The sequence below is a fragment of the Mycobacterium hackensackense genome (genome assembly GCF_025822555.1).
GTDB classification, from domain to species: Bacteria; Actinomycetota; Actinomycetes; order Mycobacteriales; family Mycobacteriaceae; genus Mycobacterium; species Mycobacterium fluoranthenivorans.
Genome location: NZ_JACKUC010000030.1, coordinates 543,245 through 555,650, shown reverse-complemented (window position 1 = coordinate 555,650; position 12,406 = coordinate 543,245). Strand labels below are relative to the sequence as shown.

Here is a 12,406-nt window from a genome sequence, read left to right as displayed (position 1 = left end):
CAAATAATAGGCAATGTGCCAATTTGGGGATTGAGGGACGTCTTGATGCAGAAACTGAACTTTGCCCGCCCGGTGGCAGCGCACCGGCGGCGTATCTATGCGGTGATGTTCGTCCTGGGCGTGCTCATCACGGGAATCCCATTCCTAGGGGTCGGCTTCGGCGTTCTTCCGCCCGAGCCGACGTACACGATCTGGGGTGCGCTGATTTACATCCCGCTGCTGGTGCCGCTGTTCACGGCGTGGTGGGATGCCCCAGGGGAGAACCGGACGTGGTCGGAACGTGCCGCCGAGTTCACGATGGTGTGGTTTCCGGTGACCGCCAGCAGTCAGATCACATGGGAAACGCCCTGGTTGATTGGTGATCTGACCGGCATCATGAACGGAGCGGGCCCCGACGACCGTTGGGTGTGGCTGTGGTGGGGGTACGGGGCGGCTGACACCCGTTATCTGACCAGCGATGCGGGGCTCTATGGCATGGAGGTCGTGGCTGTCATCGGTGGATTGGCACTGTTCACGGCGTGGTTCTACCTGTTGCGCGCCAAAGCCACCGGAGACGACATCAAACGCATCAAGGGACTTTTCGTCGGCATCGTGGCCTGCTCGATGATGCTGGCAGTGGTGTCGATCTACTACATCTCCGAAACACGGGCCGGGTTCGCCGACCTGGAGCAGGGATTCTGGATGGGGTTCATGTTCAAGTTTGTCTTCATGAACATCTGGTGGGTCTTCGCCCCGCTGATCACGATCCCATTCATGATCAAGCAGATCGACTACCTCTACCGGACACTGCCACCCTCAGCTCGGATCCACCTCGCCCCGAGCGCGACAGCGCCGGGCTCAGTCGCGCTGAAAACCCCAGTGTGACAGCGACTCAACACACTGACGTGAAGCGAGTTCTGGTCACCGGAGGAGCGGGGTTGGTCGGCAACAATCTTACGGCGAAATTGTTGTGACGCGGCTGTTGGCCTCTGGCGCACACCTCATTCATGGGCAGCTGTGGTGGCCTAACAGTTGCCCCCGCTCGGAACTGCCTGCGGGCAAGCTTTTTTCATTACCGACGAACGGCCAGTCGACGTCTTCGAGTTTCGCCCGCCCGATCGTCGAAGCGTGCGGACAGCATTGGCCGCGGGTGGCAGAAACGTGGACCTAACCGACCGGGCTGGCCATCTCACCAAACCATCGGCGCCAGGATCTGCACGGCATACGCGCGGGCCGCAGCGGGATCATCCAAATCGACCACGGCCGAAGGACTGTTCATCAAGGAAGTGGTCAAACGAATCATCGCCTCAACCGCGATACGGAGTTGCTGCTCGTCCATCGACGCCCCCGCCCGACGTGCCTGCAGCACCGCGAGGTCGATGACCTTACCCAGGATGAGGTTCATATCCGGTCCCACGAAGCCCAACAGCGCACCCAAAGTCTGCGGTTCAGAGACGGTGAGTTGGCGCAACACGCCCTCCGTCTTGGCCTTTTGAACTGCGATGCAAAACACCTCGACGACGGTGTCTCGGACCCCCAGGCCGCTCACCGTCTGCGCCAACTCCGCCAGAATGGATCCCGCCAAATCGCTGACCACGGCGTACAGCAGGTCCTCCTTTGTGGGGAACCGTCGATACAACGTCCGGCGACTCACTCCAGCCTGATCCGCGACCAACGCCAAACTAGATCTACGCACCCCCACCCGCGCGAATTCCTCGGCCGCCGCGGCCAGAATCAGCGCCTCCTGCTGCTGCGGGCTGGCCGTAGTACGTAAACGCCGAATCGGAATCTCCCAAAGCGCCGCAGTGACCAGGACAATTTCAGGCTACCGCCCCGGCCAACAGCCGGTTGGCGGCCAGCAGCTTGTGCACAATCTGCTCCCGACTGGGCCGCTTGCGCCTCGCCATGATCTCATCGAGCCTCCCGGCCACGACGTGGGCCGCAAGACTCTCATAAGCCATGGATCAACCGATCGCGGTCAGGCCAGTCCCGCTCATAGACTTGGGACATGCCCCGCACCTACGCCACCGCAGACGATGTCAGCCTCGACGAACTGCTGGAGTTCGTGCGGCCGAGGCACCGTATGGTGCTGACCACCTTCCGGGCGGACGGCTCGCTGCAGAGCTCGCCGGTCACCGGCGGCGTGGACGAGCAGGGACGCATCGTGATCGCGAGTTACCCGCAGCGCGCCAAGTCGGTGAACATCGGCCGGACGCCGCGCGCCAGCGTCACGGTGTTGTCTGATGAGTTCAACGGCCCGTACGTACAGGTCGACGGTGACGCGGAACGGATCGACCTGCCCGAGGCGGTGGAGGCGCTGGTCGACTACTTCCGCGCGGTCGCCGGTGAGCACCCGGATTGGGACGAGTACCGGCAGGCGATGGTCGATCAGCGAAAGTGCCTGCTGCGCATCACTCCTACGCGCTGGGGCCCGGTGGCCACCGGCGGGTTCCCGGCGGCACGGGACTAGGCGGTGAACGCCGCCTCGAAGAATCCCAGCTCCAGCTGCATGGCGCGCCGGTAGGTGGCGTGCACGGCGGGGGTGTCGGTATGTTGCGCGTCGAGCAGCGTCTCCAGCTGGGTGGCCAACGCCTCGAACCCAGGATCGGCGTAGGTCTGCACCCACTGGGTATAGGGTCCGGCGGCGTCGGGGTTCAGCGACTGTCCCAGCCATGCGTACAGCCGCATGCACGGCGTCATCGCTGCGTATACGGCTGCAGGCCCCTGGGTGGAGGCGGTGGCCAGCAGGAACTCGGTGTAGGCCAGGGTCGCCGGCCACGGTGCGACGCCGGACATGTCGATACCCCACGACTCGGCGTAGGACGCGTGCAGGCCGAGTTCATCGCGGACCCCTGCCAGCAGGTCGGCCAGGGTGAGCAGCGTGGCGGTGTCGGCGCTGCGCGCCAGCGCGAAAGCGTAGGCGCGGGCGAAAGATTCGAGGAAGAACGCGTCCTGCGCGACGTAGCCGGCGAAGAGTTCCCGCGGCAGTGAGCCGTCGCCGATCCCACGTACGAACGGGTGGTCGAGGACCTGGGCGGTGACGTCGGCGTTCTCCGACCACAGCCGGGCGGACAGTGTCATACCCCGGCCATCTCCCAGAAGTCGACCTCGTGGGACAGCACCTCGGCGATCAGTGCGTCCTTGCCGTCGGGGGTGGCCAACGCGGCGAGTTCTTCGATGTAAGACGCGAACTCGGTTGTGCTCCAATGCTCTACGAACTCACGGAATCGCGAAGTATCCGACCGGGCGTGCGTCCAGGCGAGTAGGTACACCCGCTCCAGCACCCACAGGGCGGTGATCGCCGCATCGAACGGTTCGCCGTCGAGGACCCGCAGCAGTTCCCGGTAAGCCAGCGTGGCGGGTAGGGGTCGCTGGTCCAGGGCGATACCCCGCAGCCGCGCCTGTGCCTCGAACCAGTCCAGTTCGGCCACCAGCGCGACACAGCCCGCGGCGAGCACCGACTGGGCCGCACGGGGTGCGCGGGCCAGCAGCCGAGCTTGGAACGTGAGCAGGTCGGCGACGAACAGGGCGTCTTGGCACAACCAACGATCGAAGGCCTCATCGGTGATGGAGCCGTCGCGCACCGCACCCAGGAACGGATGCCGGGTCGCGCTCTCCCAGAGCTCGTCTGACACGTCACGAACAATAGCGGTGTGCGTTCAACGCGTGTGGTCGCCGGTCCGGCTCGTCACTCGCTTGTCTCGCCGGCGGTGAACACCGGTGATGCCGGCGGGAATTGCGCCGCGACGGCGGGCAGGAAGAAGACGTCGAGGTAACGCCGTGTCGTCGCGGGATCCTCGGAGCCGGGGATCACGCCGAGCAGCAGGCTCATGCTGGTGGCGATGAGGAACAGGCCGAGGTCCTTGGCGCGCAGCCCGGGTCGCAGTGTCTTGCCGGCGTCGGCTTCGACCATCGCGGACATCCATGTCTCGACCAACCGGTGCAGTTCGGCGTTGTTGGCCAGCATCATCGCGACGGTCCGCTCATCCGTCTGATCCGAGATCGAGCGCACCAGGGGATCTCGATTGAGCTCGCTGGCGACGATCACCAGGCTCTCGGTGATGACGTCGAGTGGTTTGGCGTCCTTGGGTAGGCGGTCGAGGATGCCGAGCATGTGCCGACGTGTGGTCCGCTGGATCAGTGCCTCCACGAGGAGGTCCCGGGTGGGGAAGTGGCGGTACACGCTGCCCCGTGAGTACCCGGCCTCGCGTGCGATCACTTCGATGGTGGTGGCCCGGTAGCCGCGGCTGACGAACAGTCGCTCCGCCGCGTCGAGGAACGCCTCCCGTAATTCTTCGGCTGCCGCCCCGCCGCCGGAGGGGCGGCCCCGACGGCGGCGTACCGGCTCCTCGCCCACTCGTGCTGCCCTTCGTGCTGGTCGTGACACCGAAAGGGTACTCCGGCCGCGCGGGCACCTCTCGACAGTTAAATGACATGTGATCTAATTTGTTTAATTATGCCGCGGCTGCGGTGTCCAACAGGAGGCTCGGATGCGTGACCGGTTGCTTCGATGGCTCGGCGCCCTGGCGGCGATGACGGCACTCACGGTCGCGCTGCTCGCCGGCGCGGCCGCGGCCGCGGCCGACCCCGGATCGGAGCCGTCGGCGGGAAACGACAAGCCGGCCGCAGCGGTACAGCAGGACAGCCCGACATCCACGTCGGATGAAGGCGTGCAGCATCACCCGCGACCGGCCGGCGGCGACGAGACACGCGGAGCGGCCTCCGGGCAAGACGTCGAACCGGCCTCGGAAGCCGAGAAGTCCGGGACCGCCAAGAAGAAGGCCCGGGCGGCGCGCCTGAGTGTGGCCCGGAGTGTGGGCACGGTGCAGCGCGACACCGCAAGCCGGCAGGAGCACCCCGACGACCCGCCGACGCAACAGAAGCCCACCGCCGCGGCGGCGGCTGTGGTGCAGAAACCCGCGGCGGCGGCCGCGGTGCCGACGAGCACCACCGCGGTGACCGAGCGCGCGGCCGACACGGCGCTGGCGCAGGCTGCTGCGCCGCGCCGCGCGACGCCGCTGGATGCTGTCGGTTCGGCGGTCCTCAACGTCGTCATGGGACTCATCCAGTTCTTCGCCGGACCACCCGTGCTCCCTGCCGATGCGCACGTCACCGTGCGGACGTCGACGCTGCGTATCCCGGTCGCCGGCGGGCGTACCGTCACCGCCGATTGGTATTTCCCGGATACCGACGAACCGCCCACTCGCCTGATCTACCTGCAGCACGGATTCGGTGCGGTCGGTTCGATGTACAGCCACACCGCTGCCGCGCTCGCCGAACGGACCCACAGCGTCGTGGTGGCGCCGACCATCACGTCGAACTTCCTCGCGTCCGACGGTGCCTGGCTGGCGGGCGCCCCGATGCAACAGGCGGTCGCGGATCTGTTCGCCGGCAATCGCGATGCCCTGACGGCCAGCGCCTCCGCTGCGGCTGGACACGATGTCGTCCTACCCACCCGCTTTGCCCTGGTCGGTCATTCCGCCGGCGGCAGCCTGGTGATGGGCGCCGCGGCCGAGATGACCGAAAACGGTGCGCTCGCCGACTTGACCGGAATCGTGCTGTTGGACTCGGTCGATATGAACGGCACGGTACCGCACGCGCTGTCCACCCTCACCGGCGCCAATTACCGCCCCGTGATGGATATTTCGTCGGAGAGATACGTGTGGAATATGTTCGGCACCGTCGGCGACGAACTCGAAGACGCCCGCCCGGGCCAGTTCAACGGGGTGATGCTGACCGGTGGCCGCCACATCGACGGCCTCTACGGTGGCAACCCCGTCATCCAGGCCGCCGAATATCTGATCGCTGGGGTCTCGGCGCCGAAGAATGTGGCGGCAGTGCAGACGGTCGCGACCGGGTGGATCAATGATCTGTTCGCCGGTACCCGCGAGGGCTACTACCCTGCACCGCGTGAGGCGATCGACATCCCCACCGCCAAGGGCGTGGCCACCGCGGTGGGGTTGCCCTTCACCTCGACAAAGCGCATCCAGGCGACGCCGTGGGACAAGGTGTCCGAAGTCATCCTGACCTGGATCGCGCGGGTGGCGCACTACGATTCGGACTCCGGATCAGTTGTGGCTCTTAAGGACTAGGGGAAGGCCTGTGCACTAGCATTGCGGCATGAGGCTGGACGGTCAGCAGTTGGCGGCCTATGCGGCGGTCATCGAGCTCGGCAGCTTCGATGCTGCGGCCACTCGCCTGCACGTCACCCCATCCGCGGTCAGCCAGCGCATCAAAGCCCTCGAGCAGCGGGTGGGACAGGTGCTTGTGGTTCGCGAAAAGCCCTGTCGTGCAACATCAGCGGGCGTCCCATTGTTGCGCCTGGCCGCCCAGACGGCGCTCCTGGAAGCCGAGGCGCTCGCCGAGACAGGTGCGGAATCGCAGGAACACGTCAGGGTCGCCATCGCGGTCAACGCGGATTCCATGGCAACCTGGTTCACCGATGTCTTCGCCCGCCTGCCCGGCATTCTGTTCGATATCAGGATCGAGGACCAGGACCATTCGGCGCGATTGCTGCGCGAGGGTGAGGTGATGGGCGCCGTCACCACCGAGCGTGCGCCGGTGTCCGGTTGCCGGACGCGGCCGCTGGGTGTCATGCGCTATATCCCGGTGGCCACCCCTGCCTACATCGCGCGGCACCTACCCGACGGATTCACCGCAAAATCGGCCGCCCAGGCTCCGTCGCTGGCCTGGAATCGCGATGATGCTCTGCAGGACAACCTGATACGCAAGGTGTTTCGCCGAGAGGTGCGTCGGCCAGTGCACTACATCCCGACGGCCGAGGGATTCCGGGCGGCGGTACAGGCGGGGCTGGGCTGGGGGATGTATCCCGAACAGTTGATCGGTCCGGACTTCGTCCGGATCGCCGAGGTGCATCTCGATGTGCCGTTGTACTGGCAGTGCTGGAAGCTGGACAGCCCGGTGGTCGACACCGTGACCGACGCGGTGCGGGGCGCGGCCGAGCGCCTGGGCCGGCGCCGTTAGACACTGCGGGTGAATCGGGCGCTGCGGCACGCCGGGCTCCTATAACGACTGTGATAACCGCAGCGTGAACTATGCTATGACGGTCGTTATAGCGAGGAGGGCCGTGGCTGACAGCGGAGTGGATGCACGGATGCGCATGGTGGCGGGCGCGGCGGACATGATCGGGCGCCGCGGGGTGAACGCCACCAGCGTGCGGGAATTGGCGAAACACACCGGAGCCCCGCTGGGGTCCACCTACCACTACTTCCCGGGCGGGAAGGGGCAGCTGGCGGCCGAGGCGGTTCGGTGGGCCGACGATCTCACCGCACGCATGCTGGCTCGGGCGATGGCTGCCGGGCCGGCCGAAGGCCTGGAAGCGTTTCTCGGGATGTGGCGGAAGAAGTTGGTGGACAGTGACTTCCACGCGGGATGCGTGGTTCTCGGCGTCGCGGTGGAGGAAACGGCCGACGGGGATTCCGTGGCGCGCGACGCGGCGGTCTTCGCCTTCGGGAATTGGACATCGATCCTGGCCGGCGCGTTGCGGGAGTGCGGTGTCGAACCGACCCAGGCGTTGGGGACCGCGACACTGATCGTGGCCTCGGTGGAAGGCGCGGTGGCGATGTGCCGGGCCGAACGCGCGACCCAACCGCTGGACACGGTGGGGCACGAGCTACACCGTGTCGTGCGGTCGGTGCTCGTCGAATCCGCCGGATAGGGACTGGTCGCAGGCTGCCGCGCGTGTCCGTTCGGCGAGGGGTGGGCCGCCCTCAGGGCAGCGGGACCTGCCACACGACCACGATGCCGCCACTCGGGGATTCCTCGAACGACAACGTGCCGCCGCATTCCTCGGCGCGCAGGCGCAGATTCGCCAGCCCGCTCTCGGTGATCGGTCCGTTGAAACCCGTTCCATTGTCGGTGATTTCGATGGTCAGATTGTCGTCGACGCGCACCGACACCGAGATCTCGGTGGCGTTGCCGTGCCGTACCGCATTGCTGACCGCCTCGCGTGCCACGGCCTCGGCGTGGTCGGCGATCGCGGGTTCGATCACCGACAGCGGTCCGCTGTAACTCGCCGAGGTCCGGACACCGTCTGACGCGAACTGGGTCAGGGCGGCGTCGATTCGCTGACGCAGCCGAGTGCTTCCGGCGGAGGATCCACTGTGCAGATCGAAGATCGCGGTGCGGATCTCGGAGATGACATCCTGCAGGTCGTCCACGCACTGCTCGACCCGCCGTTGTGCGTCGGCCGGCCGGATACGGGGAACGGCGCCCTGCAGCGCCAGGCCCGCGGCGAACAGCCGCTGGATGACGTGATCGTGGAGGTCGCGCGCGATACGGTCGCGATCGGTGAGCACATCGAGTTCGTGCATCCGCCGCTGGGTGGTGGCCAGCTGCCAGGCCAGCGCAGCCTGGTCGGTGAAGGCCGCAGCCATCGACAGATCGTCCGCGCTGAACGGGGCGCCCCCGGCGCTGCGCTGGGTGATCACCACGCCCGCAACGGTTTCGGTGGTGCGAAGCGGAAGCACCATCGCCGGTCCGCCGGCACCGGCAAGATCGAGATCGCCGGTCCGCACCGGAGCCCGCCGGGCATAGGCTTCGCCGACGATCCCCACACCGACCGGGATCGGCGCGAAGGCCGCGATATCCACCGGTTCGGCGCTCGCGGCCTCGACCACGACGAGCTCACGCGCGGAGTCTTCGTCGTCCTCCTCGGCGGGCACCGCGACGACCGCGATCGTCGACTCGGTGAGCCTGCGGGCCTGCTCGGCGATCACCTGGAATACGGCGGCGGGTTCGGTGCCGGACAGGAGTTCGGTGGCGATATCGCGAGTCGCCTCGATCCATGCCTGCCGTCGCTGGGACTGCTCGTACAGCCGGGCATTGTCGATGGCGATACCGGCGGCGGCGGCCAGCGCTTGCGCGAGTACCTCGTCGTCCTCACTGAAGGGCTGTCCCGAGTTCTTCTCTGTGAGATAGAGGTTTCCGAACACTTCGTCCCGAATCCGGATCGGCACCCCGAGAAACGTCGACATGGGCGGATGGTGCGCGGGAAATCCCACGGACGCAGGGTGATCGCAGATGTTGTCCAACCGGATCGGCCGCGGGTCGTCGATGAGCGCACCGAGCACCCCGAGGCCCTGCGGCAGCTTTCCGATGTGCCGGCTGGCGTCCGCGTCGATTCCTTCGTAGATGAACTCGACCAGTTCATGCCCGTGGCCGCGAACGCCCAGCGCACCGTAGCGGGCGTCGATCAGTTCGATCGCGGTGTGCACGATCGTGGTGAGGGTGGCGTCGAGTTTCAGACCGGATGTCACGGCCAGCATCGCGTCGACAAGTCCGTCCAGGCGATCTCGGCCCTCGACGATCTGCTCGACACGATCCTGTACCTCGCTCAGCAGTTCGCGCAGCCGCAGCTGCGACAGCGTCTCGCGAAGGGGGCGATGGTGTCCCTCATCTGGTCCGGCCACGACAGGAGTCTATTGTCCCTGGGTCGGCCGGCGATCCAACTTTGAGACGAAGACCGCGGCCTGGGTGCGGCGGTGCATCCCGAGTTTGGCGAGCAGCCGCGACACATAGTTCTTCACGGTTTTCTCCGCCAAGAACATTCGGGCCGCGATCTGCTTGTTGGTCAGCCCTTCGCCCAGCAGGTCCAGCAGGACTCGTTCCTGATCGGTGAGCCCGGACAACGGGTCTGCCTGTTCGGCCGAGCCGCGCAGCTTGGCCATCAGTGCCGCGGCGGCCCGGTTGTCCAGCAGCGAACGGCCGGCTCCGACTTCCTTGATGGCCTGGGCGAGCTCCATCCCCTTGATGTCCTTCACCACATAGCCGCTCGCGCCGGCCAGGATCGCGTCCAGCATCGCCTCGTCGGAGGTGAACGAGGTGAGCATCAGGCACCGGAGGTCTGGCAGCTGGGACAACAGCTCTCGGCACAGTTCGATTCCGTTGCCGTCCGGCAGGCGGACGTCGAGGACCGCGACGTCGGGACGCAACGCGGGGATACGTGCCAAGGCCTCGGACACCGATCCCGCCTCGCCGATCACGTCGAGTTCGGGGTCGGAGTCCAGCAGGTCGATCAGTCCGCGCCGCACCACCTCGTGGTCGTCGACAAGAAATACAGAGACCATGGGCAGACCTTTCGCGAGAGACCCTGTGGTCACCATAGTGGCGGTGTGGGTACTTCGGGGGCGAGCGAAGCGACGGGGTTTAAATACGGGGGCGAGCGAAGCGACGGGGTTTGAATACGGGGGCGAGCGAAGCGACGGGGTTGATCAGATCTCGACACGCAGCACGTCGTGCAGCGGCCGGCGCGGCGTCGGCGGCGGCACTTCCTCCAGCGGAGGGGCAATTCCCAGTCGCACCACCACCTGCGGCGAGGCGCGATGGACCAAGGCCGCGACGATGTCCCGGCTGGCGGGCACCTCGGTCAGATGGCTCAGTGTGCACGACGACATCCCGGCCATGGTGGCGTCCAGCAGCACCGCAGACAGCGCCTCGCCGGCGGCGAGGACACCCTCTCGGGTGTCGTCGGAAGCGGAGATGACCAGCAGCCGTGCCTGATCTTCGCCGACGTCGAGTCGGCGTTCCCGATTGTGCGTGATGGGGAAGGTCCGGCCGACGTCGACGCGGTCGGCCTCCTGCGCCGATACCAGCGACGTGTGGGGGATACCGTCGTTGACCTCGTACGGCGAAGTCCACCAGGTGATCTCGTGGTGATACTCGGAATCGTAGAGCCGAAGGGCGTCGGTGAGGTGGGACGCCTCGGCCAGGGTCTCCCGGTCGGCGGGGTCGATCACGTCGACGGCACACCCCAAGGGGTTGGCCGTGCTGTCGACGGCGGCGCGCACCGTCGGTTCGAAGGCATTCCAGTCCGGCGGGGCGGCGAACGGCAGCCGGTCGGTGCGCCGGTGCAAGATGGCGTCGGCCCGACGGCGCTGAGCGCCGGTGACCTCGGCCAGCCTGCTCAGGCGGATGTCTGCGATGCGGTGATGGTCGTCGGGGTCGGGATAGCGATCGACGTGGCTGGCATAGCCGGCGGCCGCCATGGCCACCCGAAAATGATCCAGGGCGACGCCGCAGCTGAGCAGGGCCTGCCGCCCGTCGGCATCGGAGGCGACCAGGTGGTCGGGATCGACGAACAGCGACACGGTGCCGGACTGGATCACCCACCGCCACGGCTGGCTGTTGTGATACGACGGGGCGCGGCAGGCAAGGCGGACAGCCTCCTCGATGACGGTGACGGGCAGCAGTGTCGTCGGCATCCCCCGATCCTGCTCCGCCGGCGCGGCGCGCAGCAGGGCCAGAAGTCCTCAATCGCGGGACTTTCAGCGCTATCGAGCGGCGGCCGGCGTCCGTTAGCGTGAGCGCCATGACGACTTCGGACGATTCGCCCATCACGGTGCTCAGCGCGGACGAGAGCTGGGATCTGCTGTCGTCGGTAACCCTGGGCCGGCTGGCGACCAGTGTCGGCGGGCAGCCCGACGTGTTCCCGGTGAACTTCGTCGTCATGCGGCGCCAGATCATCATCCGGACCGCGGAGGGCGCCAAGCTCACCGAGATCGTGCTCAACGACCGGGTGGCATTGGAGGCCGACGACCACGGCCTGGAGAACGCCTGGAGCGTGGTGGTCAAGGGTGTGGCCGAGGTGCTCGACACCGCGGAGGACATCGCCGCCGCCGACCGGGCCCAGGTGCTGCCGTGGACGGCCACCGTCAAACAGCGCTATGTGAGGATCACCCCGGCCGAGATCAGCGGTCGCCGTTTTGTTTTCGGCTCCGAACCGGAGTGGGGTTGCGGTCTGGGGTGAGGCGCGACGCCTCCAGGTAGGCCACGATCGCGTTGGACAGGCCGCGACGGGCCTCATCGAGGTCGATATAGCTGCCGAGTTGCCGCTCCGAGGTGATGCCGCGCATCGCCCCGGGGATGAACAGCGCCACCTCACGCACCCGGGCCGGGTCGACATCGAGATCGGCAAAAGCCTTCTGGCAGGCTTCGATCCACGTCCGCTGCCAGGACGCCAACTCCGACGCGGTCTGCGGGAACAGTCGCTCGAGTTCGGTGCGGTCGCGGGGGAGTGCCGCGCGCAGATTCTCGATGGCGCGGGAGTCCGTCGCGGTCAGCCCGTCGTACATGACGTCGAGGATGGCCGAGACGCGCACGGCGAGCGGGCCGTGCGGCGCGGCACGGGACGGCAGTTCGCCGCGCCGTTCCGCGGTGAAGCGCAGCACCGCCGCCCACAGCCCGTCGATATCGCCGAACTGGTATTTAACCGTGCCCCAGGTGGCCCCGGCATCCTTGGCGATCCGATTACCCGATACCGACCCTGGTTCGCCGGAAGCCAACGCGTGCAGCGCCGCCTCCAGCATGCTTTCTCGGGACGCTGCGCCGCGCCGGTTGGTGCGGCGTTCGGCGGCTTCGGTCATCACGCGAATGCTACGCGATGGTTGACTTTGATAGAACCCTCTGT

General features: G+C 66.9%; 15 protein-coding genes. 6 read left to right on the top strand and 9 right to left on the bottom strand.

Annotated elements, in window-relative coordinates:
- The first annotated feature begins 42 nt into the window (after positions 1-42).
- Positions 43-864: a hypothetical protein gene (locus H7J86_RS12120; protein WP_267291196.1), complete on the top strand. Its 822-nt coding sequence runs from the start codon at positions 43-45 to the stop codon at positions 862-864.
- Between the two features lie 304 nt (positions 865-1,168).
- Here H7J86_RS12120 and H7J86_RS12115 read toward each other — a convergent pair whose 3' ends face one another.
- Both H7J86_RS12115 and H7J86_RS12110 read right to left on the bottom strand, forming a co-directional pair.
- Positions 1,169-1,576 carry a hypothetical protein gene (locus tag H7J86_RS12115; RefSeq protein ID WP_235632885.1) on the bottom strand — a complete coding sequence of 136 codons (408 nt, stop codon included), beginning with the start codon at positions 1,574-1,576 and terminating at the stop codon, positions 1,169-1,171.
- Between the two features lie 223 nt (positions 1,577-1,799).
- Positions 1,800-1,940, bottom strand: coding sequence for a hypothetical protein (locus H7J86_RS12110; RefSeq protein ID WP_267291193.1), 141 nt, complete (start codon positions 1,938-1,940; stop codon positions 1,800-1,802).
- 47 nt (positions 1,941-1,987) lie between these two features.
- On the opposite strand from H7J86_RS12110, the gene H7J86_RS12105 reads away from it, so the two are divergent.
- Complete coding sequence (locus tag H7J86_RS12105) at positions 1,988-2,449, top strand: PPOX class F420-dependent oxidoreductase (RefSeq protein WP_090358411.1); 462 nt, start codon at positions 1,988-1,990, stop codon at positions 2,447-2,449.
- Here the strand turns inward: H7J86_RS12105 and H7J86_RS12100 are convergent.
- The 3 genes from H7J86_RS12100 to H7J86_RS12090 are packed head-to-tail and all read right to left on the bottom strand — an operon-like array spanning position 2,446 to position 4,336.
- Complete coding sequence (locus tag H7J86_RS12100) at positions 2,446-3,060, bottom strand: TenA family protein (protein ID WP_187098001.1); 615 nt, start codon at positions 3,058-3,060, stop codon at positions 2,446-2,448. The two genes, H7J86_RS12105 and H7J86_RS12100, sit on opposite strands and share 4 nt — an antisense overlap.
- Entirely contained in the window at positions 3,057-3,614 is a 558-nt protein-coding gene (locus tag H7J86_RS12095) for a TenA family protein (protein WP_267291191.1), read from the bottom strand. The genes H7J86_RS12100 and H7J86_RS12095 overlap by 4 nt, the downstream gene beginning before the upstream one ends.
- 53 nt (positions 3,615-3,667) lie before the next feature.
- On the bottom strand, positions 3,668-4,336 hold the full coding sequence (locus tag H7J86_RS12090) for a TetR/AcrR family transcriptional regulator (RefSeq protein ID WP_267291189.1): 669 nt from the start codon (positions 4,334-4,336) through the stop codon (positions 3,668-3,670).
- Positions 4,337-4,469: 133 nt separating this feature from the next.
- Between H7J86_RS12090 and H7J86_RS12085 the strand changes: the two genes are divergently transcribed.
- The 3 genes from H7J86_RS12085 to H7J86_RS12075 all read left to right on the top strand — a co-directional run bounded on the left by H7J86_RS12085 (position 4,470) and on the right by H7J86_RS12075 (position 7,657).
- Positions 4,470-6,071: an alpha/beta hydrolase family protein gene (locus H7J86_RS12085; RefSeq protein WP_267291187.1), complete on the top strand. Its 1,602-nt coding sequence runs from the start codon at positions 4,470-4,472 to the stop codon at positions 6,069-6,071.
- Positions 6,072-6,099: 28 nt separating this feature from the next.
- Positions 6,100-6,963, top strand: coding sequence for a LysR family transcriptional regulator ArgP (locus H7J86_RS12080; RefSeq protein ID WP_090358420.1), 864 nt, complete (start codon positions 6,100-6,102; stop codon positions 6,961-6,963).
- Positions 6,964-7,066: 103 nt separating this feature from the next.
- On the top strand, positions 7,067-7,657 hold the full coding sequence (locus H7J86_RS12075) for a TetR/AcrR family transcriptional regulator (protein ID WP_372517262.1): 591 nt from the start codon (positions 7,067-7,069) through the stop codon (positions 7,655-7,657).
- A gap of 52 nt (positions 7,658-7,709) precedes the next feature.
- Here H7J86_RS12075 and H7J86_RS12070 read toward each other — a convergent pair whose 3' ends face one another.
- The 3 genes from H7J86_RS12070 to H7J86_RS12060 form a co-directional block, all read right to left on the bottom strand.
- Positions 7,710-9,410 (bottom strand): sensor histidine kinase, encoded by a 1,701-nt coding sequence (locus H7J86_RS12070; RefSeq protein ID WP_267291184.1) that lies wholly within the window; start codon positions 9,408-9,410, stop codon positions 7,710-7,712.
- A gap of 9 nt (positions 9,411-9,419) precedes the next feature.
- The gene (dosR, locus tag H7J86_RS12065) at positions 9,420-10,067 is read right to left on the bottom strand and encodes a hypoxia response regulator transcription factor DosR/DevR (RefSeq protein WP_090358425.1); all 648 of its coding nucleotides are present in this window, start codon (positions 10,065-10,067) and stop codon (positions 9,420-9,422) included.
- A 144-nt stretch (positions 10,068-10,211) separates the two neighbouring features.
- Complete coding sequence (locus tag H7J86_RS12060) at positions 10,212-11,201, bottom strand: Acg family FMN-binding oxidoreductase (protein WP_090358427.1); 990 nt, start codon at positions 11,199-11,201, stop codon at positions 10,212-10,214.
- Between the two features lie 107 nt (positions 11,202-11,308).
- On the opposite strand from H7J86_RS12060, the gene H7J86_RS12055 reads away from it, so the two are divergent.
- Positions 11,309-11,746, top strand: a complete 438-nt coding sequence (locus H7J86_RS12055) for a pyridoxamine 5'-phosphate oxidase family protein (RefSeq protein ID WP_090358429.1) — start codon at positions 11,309-11,311, stop codon at positions 11,744-11,746.
- Here the strand turns inward: H7J86_RS12055 and H7J86_RS12050 are convergent.
- Positions 11,688-12,362: a TetR/AcrR family transcriptional regulator gene (locus H7J86_RS12050; protein WP_187098007.1), complete on the bottom strand. Its 675-nt coding sequence runs from the start codon at positions 12,360-12,362 to the stop codon at positions 11,688-11,690. The genes H7J86_RS12055 and H7J86_RS12050 overlap by 59 nt on opposite strands.
- Between the last annotated feature and the right edge of the window lie 44 nt (positions 12,363-12,406).

Coding starts and splice junctions, on each gene's coding strand:
- H7J86_RS12110 (WP_267291193.1), bottom strand. CDS start 1,940: ATGGCTTATGAGAGTCTTGCGGCCCACGTCGTGGCCGGGAGGCTCGAT.
- H7J86_RS12105 (WP_090358411.1), top strand. CDS start 1,988: ATGCCCCGCACCTACGCCACCGCAGACGATGTCAGCCTCGACGAACTG.
- H7J86_RS12100 (WP_187098001.1), bottom strand. CDS start 3,060: ATGACACTGTCCGCCCGGCTGTGGTCGGAGAACGCCGACGTCACCGCC.
- H7J86_RS12085 (WP_267291187.1), top strand. CDS start 4,470: ATGCGTGACCGGTTGCTTCGATGGCTCGGCGCCCTGGCGGCGATGACG.
- H7J86_RS12080 (WP_090358420.1), top strand. CDS start 6,100: ATGAGGCTGGACGGTCAGCAGTTGGCGGCCTATGCGGCGGTCATCGAG.
- dosR (WP_090358425.1), bottom strand. CDS start 10,067: ATGGTCTCTGTATTTCTTGTCGACGACCACGAGGTGGTGCGGCGCGGA.
- H7J86_RS12060 (WP_090358427.1), bottom strand. CDS start 11,201: ATGCCGACGACACTGCTGCCCGTCACCGTCATCGAGGAGGCTGTCCGC.
- H7J86_RS12055 (WP_090358429.1), top strand. CDS start 11,309: ATGACGACTTCGGACGATTCGCCCATCACGGTGCTCAGCGCGGACGAG.
- H7J86_RS12050 (WP_187098007.1), bottom strand. CDS start 12,362: ATGACCGAAGCCGCCGAACGCCGCACCAACCGGCGCGGCGCAGCGTCC.